This window comes from Aeromonas sp. Y293-4, from assembly GCF_027705905.1.
GTDB classification, from domain to species: Bacteria; Pseudomonadota; Gammaproteobacteria; order Enterobacterales; family Aeromonadaceae; genus Aeromonas; species Aeromonas veronii.
In genome coordinates, this window is record NZ_JAPDCI010000009.1 from 66,995 (window position 1) to 86,242 (window position 19,248).

Genomic DNA, 19,248 nt, shown 5'->3' on the forward strand with positions numbered 1-19,248 from the left:
TTGTCATCTCGTTGTTGTATTGGGCGCAAAATCGTGCGCGCGGCTACATCCGGTAGCATCGAAAACATGGTTCACATTTAAGTGAACCGCGAGCAATCAGCTGGCCGGCTTCTGGGCCATCACATGGATATAGCGACCGAGGGCGACAAAAGGCTCCTGACGGCAATATTGCTGCTCCATGGCCAGCAGATCGTCGAACTTCTCCACCTGATCCTGCTTGTGACGCATATAGTCGTGGATCACCCGCACCCCGGTCTTGCCGATGATGCGCAGCCCCCCGCGACCAATCCAGTCATAGACCTGCTCCGGCAATTGGGGATTGGTGGGTGTAAGCGCAGTCTGGCGCTTCTTGCGAAGGCCAAGGCGCACATAGTCAAAATTACCCACCACCAGGCTCTGGAACAGCAAACCATGACGGTTGTAGAAAAGCAGCGACAGTATGCCCCCGGCATTGACGAAAGGGAACAGACCCAGCAAGGTCTGGCGCGGCTCGGCAAGCCACTCCAGCACCGCATGGCAGAGCACCAGATCAAAGGTCCCGGTCACGTGTTGCTTCAGATCCTGAATGGGGCAATGGATGAGACGAATTTTGTCTTCCAGCCCCTTCTCGGCGATCTGGCTGCGGGCCAGTTCCAGCATTTCTGCTGACAGATCGCACAGCTCCACCTGATGGCCCATGGCCGCCAGCTTCTGGGCGAAATAGCCAAAACCGCCCCCCGCATCGAGGATGCGCAGCGGACGGTTGCCAAGGCGGGCCAGGCAGGCTTCGATGTCGCTCCAGACAATGGTGGTGCGGATGCGCCCCTTGGTGGAGTCGTAAATGTTGCGGGCGAACTTGTCGGCGCGCCCGTCAAAACTCTGATCGTGCTTCAAGGAGAAACTCAACATTAGCGCCACAGGGCTGTGGCCATCCCAAAAAAGAGAGGTATTCTGTCACATCCCGAATTTGCTGAAAACTCAAGGAAGTGTCTGTCGTGTTTGTGCTCAAAAAGTGGCTGGGTCAGCTGTTGATGCCGCTCCCCTTCTCCCTCTCCCTGCTGCTGGTCGCCCTGCTGCTGCTCTGGTTCACCCGTTTTCAGAAAACCGGCAAGCTGCTGGCCACCCTCTCGCTGCTCATTGTGGCCCTGATGGGGATGCGGCCGGTGAGCTATGAACTGGCCCGCGGGCTGGAGCAGACCTTCCCGCCGTTCGAGGTGAGCCAGCATCCCAACATCGATGCCATCGTGGTGCTCGGCAACGGTCATGTCAGCGATCCGGCGGTACCGATGCGCAGTTGGCAGAACAATATCTCGCTGGCACGGACTCTGGAGGGGGTTCGCCTTGCCCAGGCCTATCCCGAAGCCGAGCTGGTGTTCTCCGGCTATGTGTCGGGGGATACCCTCTCCAATGCCGAGGTCAACGCCCGGATGGCCGAGAGCCTCGGCATACCTCGTTCGCGGATGACGTTGTTTGAAAACAACAAAGACACTCATGATGAGGCGGTCAGTATCAGTCGTCACCTCAAGGGAAAAGAGGTCGCGCTGGTCAGTTCGGCCACTCATTTGCCCCGGGCCATGGCCCTCTATCAGGGTCAGGGACTCAAGGCCGTGCCGGCCCCCACCGATTACACCGCCAAGCAGAGTCAGGTACCCCAGCCGCTCTACAGTTATTTACCCAAAGGGCGTTATCTGATGTATTCCGAAGCTGCCATCCACGAATGGATTGGGGTATGGTGGGCTCGCTTGCGGGGGCAGGTTAACGAATGAGCGATCAAGCGTTTCATTCCTGATTTGGATCAGGAAAGCGAAAAAAAATTACGTCATTTGCCGCCGGGTCAGCTATCTTGGGCTCGGTTCAATTCATATAATGTCGCGCAATCAAATGCCTAGGAGATATACAAGATGAGACAGCACCTGGTAATGGGTAACTGGAAACTGAACGGCACCAAAGCTTCTGTAGAAGCTCTGATCAAAGGACTGACCCCGGCTGCTGCCGCTCATCCTTCTGTGCAAGTCGCCGTCTGCCCGCCGGTTATCTTTTTGGGTCTGGTTGAGCAACTGACCGCTGGCAGCAAGATTGCCTACGGTGCCCAGAACGCTGACGTTCACGAGTCTGGTGCCTTCACCGGCGAAAACGCCCCCTCCATGCTGAAAGCTTTTGGTTGCACCTACTCTCTGGTCGGCCACAGCGAGCGTCGTACCCTGCACGCAGAGACTGACGACGTGGTTGCTGCCAAGTACGAAGCGATCCAGAAAGGCGGCCTGGTGCCGGTTCTGTGCATCGGTGAAACTCTGGAGCAGTTCGAAGCCGGCGTGACCAAGAACGTGGTTGAGACCCAGCTGAAAGCCGTTATCGACCGTTGCGGTATCGCCTCCTTCAACAACGCCGTTATCGCTTACGAGCCGGTATGGGCCATCGGTACTGGCAAGACTGCCACTCCGGAGATCGCTCAGTCCGTTCACGCTCACATCCGTCAGTACCTGGCCGGTTTTGATGCCGCCGTTGCTGCCAAAGTACAGATCCTGTACGGCGGTTCCGTCACTGGTGCCACTGCAGCCGACCTGTTCGGTCAACCGGACATCGACGGTGGCCTGGTCGGTGGTGCGTCCCTGAAAGTGGACGACTTCTCCCAGATCATTGCTGGCGCTGCCAAGTAATCGCTGATGACGGCAAAGAGAGGGGCTCGTCCCCTCTCTTGTATCGCTTTTCCTATGGTGGCCCCCGCATCCCATATGAAAGCCGATATAGTAAAAGTGGCTTGTCTATTTAAACATTCGTATTTGACAACTCAGATCCAGAGGCACTCATGACCAAACAAATCAAACGTATTGGTGTTTTGACCAGTGGTGGCGACGCACCCGGTATGAACGCAGCCATTCGCGCCGTGGTTCGCGCCGGTTTGCATCATGGCCTGGAAGTTTACGGTATTTATGATGGCTACCTCGGTCTGCACCAGGATCGCATCGTCAAGCTGGAGCGTCACAGCGTCTCCGACGTGGTGAACCGTGGTGGTACTTTCCTCGGCTCCGCCCGTTTCCCTGCTTTCAAAGACCCCGCAGTGCGCGCCGAAGCGATCGAAAACCTGAAAAAACACGGTATCGATGCGCTGGTCGTCATCGGTGGTGACGGCTCCTACATGGGTGCCAAGAAGCTGACCGAAGAGGGTTTCCCCTGCATCGGCCTGCCGGGCACCATCGACAACGACATCGCCGGTACCGACTTCACCATCGGTTTTGATACTGCTCTGAACGTGGTGGTTGACGCCATCGACCGTCTGCGCGACACCTGCAGCTCCCACCACCGTATCTCCGTGGTCGAGATCATGGGCCGCCACTGTGGCGATCTGGCCATGTCTGCCGCCGTTGCCGGTGGTGCCGAGTATGTGATCGTGCCGGAAGTAGCCTTCGACAAAGAGAAGCTGCTCAAGCAGATCAAGGAAGGCGAAGCCAAGGGCAAGAAGCACGCCATCATCACCATCTGCGAGCACGTTACCGACGTGAACGCACTGGCTAAAGACATCGAAGCCCTGACCGGTCGTGAAACCCGCGCCACCATTCTGGGCCACATCCAGCGTGGCGGTGCCCCGACTGCCCGTGACCGCATCATGTCCAGCCGTATGGGTGCTTACGCCGTTGAGCAGCTGCTGGCTGGTCACGGTGGTCGCTGCGTCGGTATCCAGCGCAACGAGCTGGTACACCACGACATCATCGACTGCATCGAGAACATGAAGCGTCCGTTCGATCAGGAGCTTTACAACCTCTCCACCACCCTGTTCTAAGCCACGCGGCTTTTAACCGGCTGTTGATGACAAAAACCCTCCATCGGAGGGTTTTTTTATATCTCAAGCAAACTGGTGCATCGGCACGCTGTTTGCCCCTCACCATACGGGTTGCCTGATCCCAACCCTTGCGCCATCTGACTGATCACCAGCCTTCCTCTCCTCACAGCAACCGGCTTCAGCCTACGAACAGAGTTCCGGTATTGTCGTGGATCTTTTATCACTGCAAACCGGATTGCGTTGACCTGCGCTCTGTCGACCCTGAAACGAGCTTGTTCAGCCTCCTCGTCATACACCGCTTTTTATATCTCAATCTTGTAGAGGGGATTCAGATATCTTACCCAACCATGCTCCGGCCCTGCTCTCGAATTACAATCACATGACTCACGCAGATGCACCGGCCACGCAGATCGCTGCTCGCGCCCAGCCCAGCCCAGCCCAGCCCAGCCCAGCCAGAGAATACGCATCTGGCCTATTGCGCACCTCACTCTTGCTGCGGCCATGTCTCTTCCGAGGCCAACGGGGAAATTGGCGGTGATAAAACAGCCAGCTGCCACTCTGTATCTCCCTGATGCACCGCTCTCCTCCCTATAAACCCAGTGCATTACTGTAAAAATGCGGAGACTCCGGACTGATAAAGTGATGGTGCGACAAGGGCTGGAAACCAGATTGTCTCCATAGACTTATTTTGGATGGGCTATCTACGTCAGGAATCGTCAAATCATTTCCCTGCACACTTTTTATGGCCTCAATGACACTATTACGAGGGTGAAAACTTATAAAATGCCATTTAAGCCCCACACAAAACCCACCACCAAACCAACCGGCAGCACACCAACCAGTTGAATTTAAATGAAATAATCATAAAAACAGAATCTTGAATGCCTGACATACCAGAGCAGGTGATAAAATCAGCTCAATATGACAAAAATAGCCATCTCAACCAACCATACACATAAAGCAGCTATTTTATCAATTTACACCTTGTTTTACCCCCTTGATATGGTATCTTGATTACATCAACCAACAACTTAGGGAGAGAAAAATGAAAGAGTTTGTCGTTACTGCCGTTTTCACGGTGTTTTTCACCCTGGTTGCTGTCTCTCTGCCCTCACTGTCACAGTTCTGAGCCGGATAGAGAGGCATCAATCCGGACCGACCCTCTTTGCCATGTCTGTTTAATCGCCACCAACTGGCGCTTTTCAGTAATAATTCCGAGATGATCAACATAGATATGATTTCATCACGTTGACGCTGTTTCTTTCGCCACAAGGGTGTAACCAGGATGGTTTAACCATATGACCTGATGGAGTAGAACCAGCAGCAGATCATATCCGAGGGGAGCAAAGCTCCCCTTTTTGTTACCCACCGTTTGACAATCCCCTACCCCGGCATCTACAACAGGGCGGTTGACGCCATACGGCCCATGCCCACAACTGATGTTTTCCCTCCCGTGCTCTCCATTCAACACAGCTAAATCCGTCAGCAATCTCTTGTGCACATCTTTGCTCTGATACTTGCCCGGCAGATATAAAAAAGCCCCCGCCATCATGGCAGGGGCTCGCGTTACGCAGTGTCAGCTTAAGGCTGTTATATCTCAGTCCAGCTCAAAGCAATTATGCCTTGTTCCAACGCTCTGGGTCATATTCCGGGCTGAAGCGGTCAACAATGACAGCACAGGCCGCATCGCCGGTGATATTGAGGGAGGTGCGGATCATGTCGAACAGACGATCCAGCGCGAACAGCAGCGGCAACCCTTCAATGGGGATCCCGGCCGCCAGCAGTACGGCAACCACCAGGAAGCTTGGGCCCGGCACACCGGCCTGACCGATCGCCCCCAGAGTGGAGGTCACAATGATGGCCGCCCAGGCACCGACGCTCAGATCGATGTTGTAAACCTGCGCGAAGAAGATGGCGACCAGACCGTAATAGATGGCGTTGCCGCTCATGTTGATGGTGGCACCCAGCGGCAACACGAAGGAGGCGGTCGCGTTGGTCACTTTCAGATCATGCTCGCAGGTCTCCATATTGACCGGCAGGGTCGCCATGGAAGAGGCGGTGGAGAAGGCAACGATCTGCGGCTTCTTCATGGCAGAGAGGTACTTCATTACCGGCGTGTTGGAGAACATCATCACCAGCAGCGGGTAGACCACAAAGCCGAATATGAGGATGGCAGCCACATAAACCACGAATAGCTTGAGCACCAGGGTCAGCACGTCGAAGCCATAAGTACCGATGGCTTCCGCCATCAGACCGAACACCCCGAGTGGTGCGATGATCATCACCTTGTTGATCATCCAGACGAAGGCATCCACCAGGGTATTGAGCCCATCGACCAGTGGCTTGGCCCGCTCGCGTGGTTGTTTGGCCAGCGCAATGCCGAGGAACATGCAGAACACCAGGATCTGCAGGATGTTCGCTTCGTTGAGGGAGTTGAAGACGTTGGTGGGGATCATGCCAAGCAGGGTGGCGACTGCATCCGGCAGCGCCCCTTTATCGGCGTAGTCACCACCAAACATGGAGGCGACGGAAGCGAAATCGACCCCGACACCCGGCTTGAAAATCTGCCCCATCACCAGCGCCAGCAACACGGCCAACGCGGAGGTCACGAGGAAGAAAGCCAGCGTCGCTGCCCCGATCTTGCCCGCAGCCGGGCTGGCGCCCAGATTGGCGGCGCCGGAGAGGATGGCTACCGCCACCAGCGGGATCACCAGCATCTTGATCAGCTGGATAAACAGGGTACCGAGCGGTGCAAACACGGTGGCTTGTTCACCCATGAACGCGCCGACCACTGCGCCCAGTACCATGGCGACCACAACCTGGAAGCCGATGTTTTTAATGAGTCCTTTAGTTAACACAATATGTTCCTTTATGTAGCAAAATTCACACTTTTCCCAGTGCAATTAACCAAACAGGGGAATGAGCGGCTGCCCATTCCCCTGTTTGCGCGTGTTATCTCACAATTAATTGCTGTTTTAAATCAGCAAATCATTAACCTTGGCTATTAATAAGTTTGCGAAAAAGTGAAGATTCAAAGCGGTCTCGGCGATTTTTACCTCATCCCCCATGACAACTGGCAAAAGATTGTGCTAGTTTGGCTGCACAAACGTACACACAGGGATGTAAAGATGCTGAAAGTTAACGAGTATTTCGACGGAAATGTAAAATCCATCGGTTTCGAACAAAAAGGCGAGAAATCAACCGTCGGGGTGATGAACGCCGGTGACTACCTGTTCAACACCGCCGCCCCCGAGCGGATGACGGTGATCAAGGGCGCCCTCACCATCCAGCTGGCTGATGAAGATGAGTGGCACACCTACAACCAGGGTGAATCCTTCCTGGTGGCCGGTCACTCCTCCTTCAAACTGGAAGTGAAAACCCCCACAGCTTATCTGTGCGAATTTCTCGACTGATCAGGCCGGTTGAAGGGGATCAGCCCCTTCAACCTTATTGGCCCCCCAGCCCCATTATCTGTGTCCATGTCACAGCACCGCACATCCCCGCTTCCTATCCATGGCAAAAATCCTAGAATAAACAGACATAAACCATCACCGGATTGATGTCATGATCAGCGTGTTTGACCTGTTTTCCATCGGAATTGGCCCCTCCTCTTCCCATACCGTCGGCCCCATGCGTGCCTCTTATGCCTTCGTCCAGCAGCTCAAGCTTCAAGGGCATCTGCCACAAGTCATGCGGGTCGAAGTGGAGTGTTACGGCTCGCTGGGCCAGACCGGCAAAGGGCACGGTACCGGCAAGGCTATCATTCTGGGGTTATCTGGCTTTGAACCGGAATCGGTCGATATCGATGCGATTCCCGCCATTCTGGCTCAAGTGGAAAATGAGCAGAGCCTGCAGTTGGCAGGCGAGCAACCAAGCCATTTTCCCCGCACCGGTGCCATCATCTTCAACCGCCGCAAGACCCTGCCGGCCCACACCAACGGCATGACTCTGCGGGCCTTTGATAAAGAGGAAAACCTGCGCTTCAGCCAGACCTACTACTCCATCGGGGGCGGCTTCATCATTGAAGAGAGCCATTTTGCCACCGCCAAAGAAGAGGCCGCCAAGTCCGATGCCGAACACCCAGTCCCCTACCCGTTCGACAGCGGCGCCCAGCTGCTGGCCCACTGTCAGGAGAGCGGCCTCTCCATCTCGGGGCTGATCCTCGCCAATGAGCGGGTATTTCGCAGCGATGAGCAGATAAAAGCGGGGCTGCGCAAGATCTGGCAGGCGATGCAAGGCTGCGTCGATCGTGGCTGCAAGAGCGAAGGGGTGCTGCCGGGCGGCCTCAAGGTACGGCGCCGCGCCCCGGGACTGTTCCGCCAGCTAAGCTGCGAGACCAACTTCAACAAGGATCCGCTGATGGTGATGGAGTGGGTCGATCTCTTTGCGCTGGCGGTCAACGAAGAGAACGCCGCCGGTGGCCGGGTGGTCACCGCTCCCACCAATGGCGCTGCGGGCATCATCCCCGCCGTGCTGCACTACTACGATCGCTTCGTGCACAAGGTGGATGACGAGACGCTGATCCGCTACTTCCTCACCGCGGCTGCCATCGGCATCTTATATAAGAAGAACGCCTCCCTCTCCGGCGCCGAAGTGGGTTGTCAGGGTGAAGTTGGGGTTGCCTGCTCCATGGCGGCTGGCGCGCTGACCGAACTGCTGGGGGGCAGCCCGGCCATGGTGGAGAACGCCGCCGAAATAGGCATGGAGCACAATCTCGGCCTCACCTGCGATCCCATAGGCGGACTGGTGCAGGTGCCCTGCATCGAGCGCAACGCCATGGGGGCGGTCAAGGCGATCAATGCCGCCCGCCTCGCCCTGCGCGGCACTGGCGAGCACAAGGTGTCGCTGGACAAGGTGATCAAGACCATGTGGGAGACCGGCAACGACATGAAGACCAAATACAAGGAGACGGCCCGTGGCGGCCTCGCCGTTAACATTACCGAATGTTAAAAAACGGCAAATGACTCCATTTGGTTCCGAAATGCCCGGCATCGCCGGGTATTTTTATGGGCAAACGCTTAACAAAATGGATAAGCACAAAAATAAATTTTATACTCGCGCCTCAGATTCAACAAAAATAGATCTATTTCAACTTTTTTTAGGTCGAGAGCCGTTACACTACGGTTATCTGGTTCTGTGACCTGCGCTGACAAGCGCGTCCCATGGATCTCCCAAATTTCTGTGAGTGGGCATGCCGCCCCCTTCTACCCTGAGGTAATAGTGACATGATCAGCGTTTTTGATATCTTCAAAATCGGTGTAGGCCCCTCTTCTTCCCACACTGTTGGCCCGATGAAAGCGGCCAAACAGTTTGTTGACGAGCTGCGCGCGGGCGGCAAGATCCGCGATGTAACCCGGATCAATGTCGATGTTTACGGCTCCCTCTCCTGGACTGGCAAAGGCCACCATACCGACACTGCCATCATCATGGGCCTGGCTGGCAACCTGCCGGAAAATGTCGATATCGATGCCATCCCCGAGTTTATCTCCCGTGTTGAACAGACCGAGCGCCTGCCGATCGGCCTGCACTGCCATACCGTCAGCTTCCCGCGTGACGCCATGGTATTCCACGACGAAGCCCTGCCGCTGCACGAAAACGGCATGAAGCTGACTGCCCTGATCGAAGATGAAGTGGTTTACAGCAAGACCTACTACTCCATCGGTGGTGGCTTCATCGTTGACGAAGAGAACTTCGGCAAGGCTGACAGCGGCGACATGTCCGTACGCTATCCGTTCAAGAGCGCCGCTGAGCTGGTTGCCCACTGCAGCCAGACCGGTCTCTCCATCTCTGCCCTGATGATGGAAAACGAGAAGTGCTTCAACACTCCGGAAGAGATCTACAAGAAGTTCGGCAAGATCTGGAACACTATGCGCGAAGGTATCGAGCGCGGCTGCCGTACCGAAGGCGTTCTCTCCGGCCCGCTGCGCGTACCCCGTCGTGCCGCGCCGCTCTACCGTCAGCTCAACACCAACGAGAACCTCTCGAGCGATCCGATGAACATCGTTGACTGGGTCAACATGTTCGCTCTGGCCGTGAGTGAAGAGAACGCTGCCGGTGGCCGCGTGGTCACTGCACCGACCAACGGCGCTGCCGGTATCATCCCAGCCGTACTGGCTTACTACGACAAGTTCATCCAGCCGGTTGGCCGCGACGAGTACACCCGTTTCTATCTGGCTGCCGGTGCCGTCGGTATCCTCTACAAGATGAACGCCTCCATCTCCGGCGCCGAAGTGGGCTGTCAGGGTGAAGTGGGTGTCTCCTGCTCCATGGCCGCTGCCGGTCTGACCGAGCTGATGGGCGGTAGCCCGGAGCACGTTTGCGAAGCCGCTGAAATCGGTATGGAGCACAACCTGGGTCTGACCTGTGATCCGGTTGCCGGTCAGGTACAGGTGCCTTGCATCGAGCGTAACGCCATCGCAGCCATGAAGGCAGTCAACGCCTCCCGTATGGCCCTGCGTCGTACCTCCAAGCCGCGCGTCTCCCTGGACAAGGTGATCGAGACCATGTACATCACCGGCAAGGACATGGACTCCAAGTACCGTGAAACCTCCCGTGGTGGTCTGGCCATCAAGGTGATGCAGGTTGCTTGCGAATAAATAAGGGTTGCGACCCTCATCTGAACAAAGGCGGGATATCCCGCCTTTTTTATTGCCCGAATGGGATGCCGGGCACTTAATACCGGCATACCGACCATTTCACTGTAGGGCGTCGCTGATATACCCCTGCTACGCCACCGCAATGCGGATTGCCTTGTCTGCATGCCTCTCTGATGACATGCCTTGATTAACTTTTATCAATGCATTGAAAGGGACATTACGCCCCGATATGAAACCTGTACCAGCTATCTTGCCCCAGCCACGATTTCACAACTAATCGATATCGAGATGGCCCCTCAGCTCAATATCCCCCCCCCCTTTGGTCATCCCCTTGTTTGGCAAGACGCGGTTACCGCTCACCCTTGCGAAGTACATGCTGATAGCCATCTGTGTGGCACTTTCGAGATCAGAGCAAACAATCAAGTACGCAAACAGGGGGTTAGCTCATCACTTTGGTCACAGCTCATCGCGCAAACTGGTTTTAGCACCGTTATCACCGCCCTCTTCACGCCCCATTTGATAGACAACTCATCACGCAGTGGAGGCCAAAAAAGCGCCCAAGGAAGAGGCTGAAAATAATCGATGAATGAGCCAATAGCCGTTGAAATGGAGGATATGAGCGGGCGCCACTCGCTATTTTTGTGAGCGCCAGCAAAGGTTGAGGATATGGTGTTGGGAGCAGATTGACTTTCTATTTAAACAGCGAAAAGTGAATATCACCAAAGGGAGGGTTTAATTTGGCCAGATCCTGTCACGGGATTATCGCAAGCTACCTCTCCGGAGCCGGAATGCGTCATGCAGAGTCACAAAGAATTAGCCCCGCTTGGCAGAACGCACAACGGGGCTAGATATTCAGGATGTTTTTTTCAGGCTGGCCTTGTGCTGCTCCAGCAAATTCTCGGGGGGCGGCGGCACCTGCAGGTAGAAGCCCTGAGTCGTCAGCGCCTCCATTACCTTGCCGACATCAGCCAGCCCCAAGGGCTTGGCCGGATCCAGCTTGGTCATCAACACCAGCTCGGGACGCCCGAATGCGCTCAGCAGTGGCTCGGGAACGCGGGAGAAATCCTCTCTTTTTTCAACAAAAAGGTAGGTCTCGGCTTTTTTGCGACTTTTATAGACTGCACACAACATGGAAATTGATATAATCCGACGAGTTTATTGCCTCTGATGGGGGCAAACTATAACATCAGGAATTGAATAACAATAACGGATTAGCATCTCTGCCTCGGGGAAGATTCATGGTTGAGCGCGATAACGAATTGAAAGGGACCACCTTCACTATTTCTGTGTTGCATATCAGCGATGGCGAGCCTGAGCGGATACGTCAGTTGTTGGCCGAAAAAGTGGCCCAGGCACCCTACTTTTTTAATTGTGCGCCGCTGGTGATCAATGTTTCCCGACTGGAACATATTCCCGATTTCGAACAGCTCAAGGAGCTGGTGGAGTCCGAAGAGTTTGTGCTGGTCGGCATCACGGGGGCGCGCAGTGAAGAGATGAAGACAGCCGCCAAGGCGGTGGGACTGGCCGTGATGGCCTCGGGCAAGAGTCGCAAGAGCGAACCGGAACCCGAGCCTGCCCCCGCGCCAGCCGCCCCTGAGGTGGTTCCCGAGCCCGAACCCGCCCCCTTGATCCCGAGCAAGGTACATGTGGGACCGGTTCGTTCCGGCCAGCAGATTTACGCCGCCGGCACCTCGCTGGTGGTGCTGGGGTCCGTCAGTCCGGGAGCTGAAGTGCTCGCCGACGACAGCATTCATATTTATGGCACCCTGCGTGGCAGAGCCATTGCCGGTGCCCGGGGAAACACCCAGGCCCGGATCTATTGCCAGCAATTACAGGCCGAGCTGCTCTCCATCGCGGGCACATTCCAGCTGAGCGATGCATTGCCGGCAGGCCTGATCCAGCAACCGGTACACGTCCGGCTGGACAACGAACAACTCCGAATAGACCGTATCAAATAGAGTTACAAGGAAGCGAGAATGGCGCGAATCATAGTCGTTACATCGGGTAAAGGTGGCGTTGGCAAGACCACAACCAGTGCGGCCCTGAGCACCGGCTTAGCCCAGCGTGGTCACAAGACAGTGGTCATTGACTTTGACATCGGTCTGAGAAACCTGGATCTCATCATGGGCTGCGAGCGGCGCGTGGTGTATGACTTCGTCAACGTCATCAATGGGGAAGCAAACCTCAATCAGGCGCTGATCAAGGACAAACGCTCGGAAAATCTGTTTATCCTGCCCGCCTCCCAGACCCGGGACAAAGATGCCCTCACCCGTGAGGGGGTCGAGAAGATCCTGGATCAGCTGGCGGAGATGAAGTTCGATTACATCGTCTGCGACTCCCCGGCGGGGATCGAGGCGGGCGCACTGATGGCACTCTATTTTGCCGATGAAGCGATCGTCACCACCAACCCGGAAGTCTCTTCTGTGCGTGACTCCGACCGCATCCTTGGCATCCTGGCCTCCAAGTCCCGTCGCGCCGAGCGTGGCGAAGACCCCATCAAGGAGCACCTGCTGCTGACCCGCTACTGCCCGACCCGCGTCAACCGCGGCGACATGCTGAGCGTGCAGGATGTGCAGGAGATCCTGGCCATCCCGCTGCTCGGGGTGATCCCGGAGTCCCAGGCGGTGCTGCGCGCCTCCAACTCCGGCGAACCGGTTATTCTGGACAAGGAGTCCGATGCCGGTCAGGCCTACGAAGATGCGGTGTCCCGCCTGCTGGGCGATGCCAAGGAATTTCGTTTTCTGGAAGAAGAGAAGAAGGGCTTCTTTAGCCGACTGTTCGGGAGTTAAACATGTCATTATTGGATTATTTTCGTTCCAACAAGAAACAGAACACCGCACAACTGGCCAAAGAGCGGTTGCAGATCATTGTTGCTCACGAGCGTTCATCCAGAGGGGGGCCGGATTACCTGCCCCAGCTCAAGCAGGACATCCTCGATGTGATCCGCAAATACGTCAACATTGATCCGGAGAAGATAACCGTCCAACTGGATCAGAAGAGTGATGAGCTGTCAGTACTGGAGCTCAACATCACCTTCGCCGATGACAAGAAGGGATGAGCTGACGCCCTATGCGTGACCCCTTCCCCCAATGAAGACCGGATCCTGTCACTGGATCCGGTTTTTTATTGGCACAAAAACAGGTCACAGCGGCTCGCATCATCTCGCCAAGGGGTCTGCCGACCGCTAGAATAGCGCCGCCCCGCAGGCAGTGATCTGCGCTGGCACCTTTTTCTCTTTTCTGGAACAGACCGCTTATGTCTATGAATGACGAAATGCACAGCGTCGAGGAACTGCTCGATACCGCCCTCGAACTCTTTATGGAGCTGGCCTCTGACAACCTGCCGGAGCAGGAGATCGCCCGTTTCAATCAGGAGTTCAACGACCGCGGCCTGCTGGCCGAAACCGACCCAGCCGATGACTGGGAAGCGGACGTGGGATTTGCGGTGAGCGACACCGACTATGCCGAGATCTGGGTAGGCCTTGGCAATGAAGAACAAGAGTATGAGCACTTGTTTGCCCGCATGCTGCTCTCCCGCCGTGTTGACGAGAAGTTCTGCCACATCGAATGGCTGCCCCAATAATTCCGGATCCCGATGATCCGAGCCACTATCAGTGGGAGTCTGACCCTGACTCTGTGGCCCCTGAGCGTCCATCTGCATCCCTTGGGCGCCGGGTGTTGAGGTGGGCAGGCAAGATCGCGCTGGCCGGGCTGCTCTGCTCGGTCGGCTCGGTCGCCTTGCTGCGTTTTATCGATCCGCCGATGTGGAGCTGGCGTATTGAGCGGGCCCTCTTTCCGCCCGCCAAGATCACCCAGGTACGCCATGAATGGGTAGATCTGGAGTCCATCTCCAAAGAGCTGCAACTGGCGGTGATCGCCGCCGAGGATCAGCGCTTTGCCGAGCACAACGGCTTTGACATGGATGCCATCAACGCGGCACTCAAGCACAACCAGCACAGCGAACGGGTGCGCGGCGCCAGCACCCTCAGCCAGCAGACCGCCAAGAACCTCTTTATGTGGAGTGATCGCAGTTTCCTGCGCAAGGGGCTGGAGGCCTGGTTTACCCTGCTGATGGAGCTGGGTTGGGACAAGGCCCGCATTCTCGAGGTCTATCTCAATATCGTGGAGTTCGGCCCCGGCATCTATGGCGCCGAAGCCGCCGCCCGTACCTACTTTGGCAAACCGGCCAGCCGCTTGACCCGCTACGAGTCATCCCTGCTGGCCGCCGCCCTGCCCAATCCGTGGCGCTATCGGGTCAAGCCCCCGTCACCCTATGTGCAGAAGCGCTCGGTCTGGATCCGCCGCCAAATGGGTCAACTGGGCCAGATCACCCTCAATCGGGTGCATCAGGCAGACTGATCCTCAGGGCTCATCGGGTTTCTCCGGTGGGCCCAGATGGCCGCCCACCGTCTCGCGGTGAAGCGGCAGATAGTGCCACCACCAGGCCTCGCGCCGTCGCTTGATCTGTTGCCGCCGTCCCCGCTGCTTCATCCCCTTACTCCCTGCCAGATGATCCGCGCCTTAACCATACTCCCCCAACGGCAACTTGGACAGGCCAGCCACGCCCGGCGTACTGGTCTGGCCGCCACAGCCAATAATTGTTACAGTAGCGAACCTCGATGTATCTGGAGTGATTTCATGGAACAGCGTACCCCGGATCAGCTGGTCGAATGGGCCTATGATCAGTTTCTTGAGCAGGCCGCCGATATGCTGGCCCCCGAACAAATAGTCGACATCACCCTGGAGTTTGAGCAGCGTGGCGCCGTGGAGGCGACTCTGCCCAATGCCGACTGGTCGACCGAGCTGGGTGAGCCGGTCGATATGGAGCGCTGGGTCGAAGTGTGGGTCGGTTTGCTGGATCATCAGGATGAGTTTGAGGTGATCTTCGCCACCTTCCTACTGCCCCGTCTGCTGACCGAAGATCAAGTGCATGTGCGCTGGCATCGCCAGCAGCAGGCATAAAAAAGGCGCCATCGGCGCCTTTCTTGTTTCTGTGCACTCTTATTGCTGTTCTCTGCTAATCCTGCGCCGCGATGGCCTTGGCCAGACAGCGGCGGCACCAGCAAGCGCTGGCCTCCTGCATCGGCAATACCGGCAACTGGCTGCACCAGCACTGGGCGATGGTCTGACCGGCAGAGACGGCGCAATAGGCCGGTTCGCCACAACCCGGACAGCGGTGGGTGCTTTTCGAGCCATTCAGCTCGGCCATCACCGCCAGCTGGGCCTTGCTATCCATCGCCGACCAGTGGCCGATCTCGGTCAGGGTGCGGCCACAACCAAGGCAAAGCCCATCTTTCGCCTTGCAGAGGCCAACACAGGGGCTCGGCATCTTATTCGCTATCCACTGCCGAGTCGGTCTCTGTGGCCACCAGAGTGATGGCGTTATCTTCGATGACGATCTTGCCCTGCTTGTAGAGGCCGCCGATCGCCTTCTTGAAGGTGCCCTTGCTCATGCTGAACAGCTTGTAGATGAGCTCGGGTTCGCTCTTGTCACCCACCGCCAGACTGCCGCCCTGCTTTTTCATCCGGCTCAGAATGCGCTCACCAGCGTCATCAACCCGCGCCAGACCCGGCTTTTGCAGGGTCAGATCCAGCTTGCCATCTTCGCGCACCTGCTTGACCCAGGCGGTTTGCGGCCGACCGGTCATCACTCGGCCAAACACTTCGTTCTTGAACAGCATGCCGGGATACTGACCGTTGACGATCACCTTGATGCCAAGGGGCGAGTGCTCCCCCGGCAGCGCGGTCACTTCGTCACCGACCTTGAAGTTGCTGCCGGCCGGGGTCAGGAAACGCTCGATGCGGCTGGTGCCGACCATGCGCCCTTCGTTATCCAGTTGCAGACGCACCAGATAAACGTGGCCCACCTGCATCGGCTTGTTCTGCTCGCGGCTGGGCACAAACAGATCCTTTTTCATGCCCCAGTCGAGGAAGGCACCAATCTTGTTGGCATTGACCACTTTCAGACCGGCAAATTCGTCCACCATGGCAAATGGCTTGTCGGTGGTGATCACCGGCTCGCAATCAGCATCCAGATAGAGGAAGACCTGCACGCTATCCCCCTCTTTCACCCCTTCCGGCAGTTGACGCTTGGGCAGCAGCAGTTCACCGTACTCATCGGCCGCAAGCCAGGCGCCACGATCTTCGAGTTCAACAACGGTGAGGGTGTTCATCTTGCCAATCTGTATCATGGTGCTCTCTTTTTTCATTACCCGGATGGGCCAACTGAACATGGCCCCTATGGGCGCGCATGTTACCTCAAGAGCGGTGATCCGGCCTAGTCCCCAAGCCACCACTGGCCGCTCTTTCGCCCTTATCTTATCCGCCAATGGTGATTAAATCGCCAAACAGGCGGCCATTTGCTGCAAATAACCCCACTTTTAGGTAGACTTCGCGGCTGTTCAAATCCAGAGGAACTGTCGATGAACCCATCCACTCGTACCCGCCATCTTAATCAATGGATCCAGAGCCACAGCGATCAGGACATGACCTACCCGGCCCTGCACGGTTTTCTCTGTGCTCGTCTGGTGGGGCCGGAAAGCCCTGACTGGCAACGCCCGCTGGCTGGTCTGCTGGAACAGGATGCCGAGTTGGATGAAAAAAGCGCAGAAGCCCTCAACCACCTGATCGCCGAGCTGGAATCCCAAGCCGACGACGCTCAGCTGGCCCTGCCCAGCCAGTGCCGCCTGCCCAGCGATAACCCCGAGCAGGTGTTCGAACAGAGCCACCCCCTCGGTCAATGGTGTTATGGCTTCAGCATGGGTTTTGCCACCTGGCCCAAGCCGAAGGATTTGAACGACCCAACCACCCAGTACCGCTTCAGTCTGGCCGCCGAGCTGAGCCTGTTTCGCGACAAGCAGATGGCCCAGATGCTCTATAGCGCCGCCGCCAGTGAACTCCCCTTTGTCGAGTTCTGCAAACGCCAGCGCCAGAACATGAAAACCGCCCTCAACCAGCTGCTCAACCTCGACCAGTATCAGGCCGCCCCCAGCGCTGATGTGGCCCTCAATGGCGAGCAGGCCCAACAGTGGCAGACCTGGTTCGAGCGGGCCGACAGCTGCCGCGATCATCAGGCCCGCCTCGGCTGGTTCGAGAAGATCATCGCTGATGCCACTCCGCTCTTTGACGACGCCTTCTGGCAGCAAATCGCCGGTCACGGCTGGAGTGCCCCCGAGCTGCGTCCTCTGCTGGCCGCCAGAGCCGGCCGCGCCGACTGCCTGCTGCGCCTTGGCAAACTGGGCGAGGCCAAAGCGGAGTATCTGGCGCTGCTTACAATCTGCATGGCCGATGAGCTGGGTTGCCGCTACAACCTCTCCACCCTCTATGCACTGCAAGGGGATTGGCAGGCGTTGGCCGCCCTGCTGGTGCGCTTCGATGAAGCCTCCAGCTGGTTGCTCTATAACAAGGCGCTGATGGTCTTTGCTACCGAGGGTGCCGAGGCAGCCAAGCCCCATCTGCTGGTCGCCATCGAGGCCAACCCGCACATTCCGGCCTGCCTGCTGGGTCAGCGCAAGCTGCCCAAACAGGAGCCACAAAGCTGGCAAGCGGGCAGCCGCGACGAGGCCGCGCTCTACGCCATCCACACACGCGAGGCCTGGCTCAAGCAAAACGCCCTCATCTGGTTGCGTAAAGGCTGAACAGCGTTGGCTTAAAATCCCGTCGGTCAGACCCGGTTTTTCCTTGAGGGCGTGCGCCACCGCACATTTCATCGCAACCGGGTCAGACAAATCAGCTTGAGTTTCGTATCATCAATGTCAAAGTATCAAAAGAAACTGCATCTGATGCAGCCGTCACAGCAGGGTGTAATATGTCAAAAATCATAGCGTTACTCGCTCACTACCCGCCCTATCAGTTGGTACATGCCGCCGAGATGCTACGGGATACCTTCGAACAGTTTTATGAACAGCGTTACCAGCTGACCGTGCCGCAATGGCGCCTGATGATGGTGCTCGGCCCCAACTACCCCATCAGCCAGAAAGAGCTGGTCGAGGCGAGCGGCATGGACAAGGTACGCATCTCCCGCGAGATCCGCCGTCTGGTCGAAAAAGGGATCATCTTTACCGAGAGCAGCGAGCAGGACAAACGCATCAGCCTGGTCTCCCTCACCAATGCCGGGCTCGCCCTCTTCCTGCAGCTCAAGAGTGAAGCTGGCAGTTGGCAACATACCCTGACCGACTATCTGCCTAGCGAATCCCGCGAGGCGATCCGCCAGCATCTGCACAGCGTCAGCGCCGCCATTGAGCAGCTGCAATCACTGGATCGGGAGAAATAATCATGGATTTGAAAAAGTTCGCCACCATGGACATCAACATGCTGCTGAGCGTCGTCAATATGCAGCTGCGTGATCGCTATGACGATCTGGATGATCTCTGCAAGGCGCAGGAGATCGATCAGGCAGCACTGGAAGCGCGGCTCGCCAGCGGCGATTTTCACTACCAGCCAGCGCAGAAACAGTTCAGATAAAGAGAGCTAGCGGGATCGGGATCACAGCGCCAGTGAAGGCACTGGCCCTGCGGTAAAAACCTGATATGGTCTGAAGAGCCCCAACAGGGTGATGCACGGATACATCACCCTGTCACAAGAGGGCATTAAAATCGTTTCAGGTGAGCAAACCAAGGATGACCCCATGATATTGATGACCCGACAGAGCCTGTTGATCACGCTCTGTACCCTGTTGATGATCAGCCTCTTCACGCCCCACATGCCGCAAAGTACCGAACAGTGGCTGACCACCCTCTTGCTTGGCCTGCTGGTCGCGGTGGCATTGCTGCTGGTGCGCGGTTGTCGCCGTTTTATGATGGAGTAGTGACTCCGCCGGAACATCTATACCAACCGCTTGCCGCGATACTCTCTGTAGCAGCAACGTCTGTCGCAATCACACCAGCCCAAAAACAAA

23 protein-coding genes are annotated in these 19,248 nt (G+C 56.8%); 16 read left to right on the forward strand and 7 right to left on the reverse strand.

Annotated features, from left to right (window positions below; all coding sequences use genetic code 11):
- Positions 1–96 precede the first annotated feature (96 nt).
- Positions 97–873, reverse strand: a complete 777-nt coding sequence (gene cmoM / locus OKC31_RS11850; protein ID WP_031227571.1) for a tRNA uridine 5-oxyacetic acid(34) methyltransferase CmoM — start codon at positions 871–873, stop codon at positions 97–99.
- Positions 874–974: 101 nt separating this feature from the next.
- Between cmoM and elyC the strand changes: the two genes are divergently transcribed.
- The 3 genes from elyC to pfkA all read left to right on the forward strand — a co-directional run bounded on the left by elyC (position 975) and on the right by pfkA (position 3,757).
- Positions 975–1,745, forward strand: a complete 771-nt coding sequence (gene elyC, locus OKC31_RS11855; protein ID WP_201905250.1) for an envelope biogenesis factor ElyC — start codon at positions 975–977, stop codon at positions 1,743–1,745.
- 135 nt (positions 1,746–1,880) lie between these two features.
- Complete coding sequence (tpiA, locus tag OKC31_RS11860) at positions 1,881–2,636, forward strand: triose-phosphate isomerase (RefSeq protein WP_005336839.1); 756 nt, start codon at positions 1,881–1,883, stop codon at positions 2,634–2,636.
- 149 nt (positions 2,637–2,785) lie between these two features.
- Complete coding sequence (gene pfkA, locus OKC31_RS11865; RefSeq protein ID WP_005336840.1) at positions 2,786–3,757, forward strand: 6-phosphofructokinase; 972 nt, start codon at positions 2,786–2,788, stop codon at positions 3,755–3,757.
- A 1,243-nt stretch (positions 3,758–5,000) separates the two neighbouring features.
- Here the strand turns inward: pfkA and OKC31_RS11870 are convergent.
- Positions 5,001–5,309 carry a hypothetical protein gene (locus tag OKC31_RS11870; RefSeq protein ID WP_201905248.1) on the reverse strand — a complete coding sequence of 103 codons (309 nt, stop codon included), beginning with the start codon at positions 5,307–5,309 and terminating at the stop codon, positions 5,001–5,003.
- A gap of 64 nt (positions 5,310–5,373) precedes the next feature.
- A complete protein-coding gene (locus tag OKC31_RS11875) occupies positions 5,374–6,615 on the reverse strand; it encodes a dicarboxylate/amino acid:cation symporter (RefSeq protein ID WP_005360943.1) in 1,242 nt (413 codons plus the stop codon).
- A 270-nt stretch (positions 6,616–6,885) separates the two neighbouring features.
- Here OKC31_RS11875 and ppnP point away from each other — a divergent pair, with 270 nt between their 5' ends.
- The 3 genes from ppnP to OKC31_RS11890 all read left to right on the forward strand — a co-directional run bounded on the left by ppnP (position 6,886) and on the right by OKC31_RS11890 (position 10,353).
- On the forward strand, positions 6,886–7,170 hold the full coding sequence (gene ppnP, locus OKC31_RS11880; protein WP_042055930.1) for a pyrimidine/purine nucleoside phosphorylase: 285 nt from the start codon (positions 6,886–6,888) through the stop codon (positions 7,168–7,170).
- A gap of 151 nt (positions 7,171–7,321) precedes the next feature.
- A complete protein-coding gene (locus tag OKC31_RS11885) occupies positions 7,322–8,707 on the forward strand; it encodes an L-serine ammonia-lyase (protein ID WP_270657006.1) in 1,386 nt (461 codons plus the stop codon).
- Positions 8,708–8,982: 275 nt separating this feature from the next.
- Entirely contained in the window at positions 8,983–10,353 is a 1,371-nt protein-coding gene (locus OKC31_RS11890; RefSeq protein WP_005336844.1) for an L-serine ammonia-lyase, read from the forward strand.
- Between the two features lie 852 nt (positions 10,354–11,205).
- Here the strand turns inward: OKC31_RS11890 and OKC31_RS11895 are convergent.
- Positions 11,206–11,484, reverse strand: a complete 279-nt coding sequence (locus OKC31_RS11895) for a YcgL domain-containing protein (RefSeq protein ID WP_270657008.1) — start codon at positions 11,482–11,484, stop codon at positions 11,206–11,208.
- A gap of 107 nt (positions 11,485–11,591) precedes the next feature.
- Here OKC31_RS11895 and minC point away from each other — a divergent pair, with 107 nt between their 5' ends.
- The 5 genes from minC (at position 11,592) to mtgA (ending at position 14,711) form a co-directional block, all read left to right on the forward strand.
- The gene (minC, locus tag OKC31_RS11900) at positions 11,592–12,311 is read left to right on the forward strand and encodes a septum site-determining protein MinC (RefSeq protein ID WP_013723728.1); all 720 of its coding nucleotides are present in this window, start codon (positions 11,592–11,594) and stop codon (positions 12,309–12,311) included.
- A gap of 18 nt (positions 12,312–12,329) precedes the next feature.
- The gene (minD, locus tag OKC31_RS11905; protein WP_005336847.1) at positions 12,330–13,142 is read left to right on the forward strand and encodes a septum site-determining protein MinD; all 813 of its coding nucleotides are present in this window, start codon (positions 12,330–12,332) and stop codon (positions 13,140–13,142) included.
- A 2-nt stretch (positions 13,143–13,144) separates the two neighbouring features.
- Complete coding sequence (gene minE / locus OKC31_RS11910) at positions 13,145–13,411, forward strand: cell division topological specificity factor MinE (protein ID WP_005336848.1); 267 nt, start codon at positions 13,145–13,147, stop codon at positions 13,409–13,411.
- A 197-nt stretch (positions 13,412–13,608) separates the two neighbouring features.
- Positions 13,609–13,935 (forward strand): HI1450 family dsDNA-mimic protein, encoded by a 327-nt coding sequence (locus tag OKC31_RS11915; protein WP_005352317.1) that lies wholly within the window; start codon positions 13,609–13,611, stop codon positions 13,933–13,935.
- Entirely contained in the window at positions 13,920–14,711 is a 792-nt protein-coding gene (mtgA, locus tag OKC31_RS11920; RefSeq protein ID WP_162516080.1) for a monofunctional biosynthetic peptidoglycan transglycosylase, read from the forward strand. Before OKC31_RS11915 ends, mtgA begins: the two co-directional genes overlap by 16 nt.
- Before the next feature lie 3 nt (positions 14,712–14,714).
- Here the strand turns inward: mtgA and OKC31_RS11925 are convergent, their stop codons facing one another.
- Positions 14,715–14,843, reverse strand: coding sequence for a hypothetical protein (locus OKC31_RS11925; protein ID WP_019445852.1), 129 nt, complete (start codon positions 14,841–14,843; stop codon positions 14,715–14,717).
- A 147-nt stretch (positions 14,844–14,990) separates the two neighbouring features.
- On the opposite strand from OKC31_RS11925, the gene OKC31_RS11930 reads away from it, so the two are divergent.
- The gene (locus tag OKC31_RS11930; RefSeq protein WP_005336851.1) at positions 14,991–15,314 is read left to right on the forward strand and encodes an HI1450 family dsDNA-mimic protein; all 324 of its coding nucleotides are present in this window, start codon (positions 14,991–14,993) and stop codon (positions 15,312–15,314) included.
- A gap of 55 nt (positions 15,315–15,369) precedes the next feature.
- Here OKC31_RS11930 and OKC31_RS11935 read toward each other — a convergent pair whose 3' ends face one another.
- Positions 15,370–15,681, reverse strand: a complete 312-nt coding sequence (locus OKC31_RS11935) for a DUF1289 domain-containing protein (RefSeq protein WP_005360950.1) — start codon at positions 15,679–15,681, stop codon at positions 15,370–15,372.
- Between the two features lies 1 nt (position 15,682).
- On the reverse strand, positions 15,683–16,543 hold the full coding sequence (locus OKC31_RS11940; RefSeq protein ID WP_005336853.1) for a CvfB family protein: 861 nt from the start codon (positions 16,541–16,543) through the stop codon (positions 15,683–15,685).
- Between the two features lie 231 nt (positions 16,544–16,774).
- Here OKC31_RS11940 and OKC31_RS11945 point away from each other — a divergent pair, with 231 nt between their 5' ends.
- The 4 genes from OKC31_RS11945 to OKC31_RS11960 all read left to right on the forward strand — a co-directional run bounded on the left by OKC31_RS11945 (position 16,775) and on the right by OKC31_RS11960 (position 19,158).
- Positions 16,775–17,989: a UPF0149 family protein gene (locus OKC31_RS11945; RefSeq protein ID WP_199428270.1), complete on the forward strand. Its 1,215-nt coding sequence runs from the start codon at positions 16,775–16,777 to the stop codon at positions 17,987–17,989.
- A 170-nt stretch (positions 17,990–18,159) separates the two neighbouring features.
- Positions 18,160–18,624, forward strand: a complete 465-nt coding sequence (locus tag OKC31_RS11950; protein ID WP_005336856.1) for a MarR family winged helix-turn-helix transcriptional regulator — start codon at positions 18,160–18,162, stop codon at positions 18,622–18,624.
- A gap of 2 nt (positions 18,625–18,626) precedes the next feature.
- Entirely contained in the window at positions 18,627–18,815 is a 189-nt protein-coding gene (locus OKC31_RS11955) for a DUF4250 domain-containing protein (RefSeq protein ID WP_019445848.1), read from the forward strand.
- Between the two features lie 163 nt (positions 18,816–18,978).
- The gene (locus OKC31_RS11960; RefSeq protein WP_075115065.1) at positions 18,979–19,158 is read left to right on the forward strand and encodes a hypothetical protein; all 180 of its coding nucleotides are present in this window, start codon (positions 18,979–18,981) and stop codon (positions 19,156–19,158) included.
- The last annotated feature ends 90 nt before the right edge of the window (positions 19,159–19,248 follow it).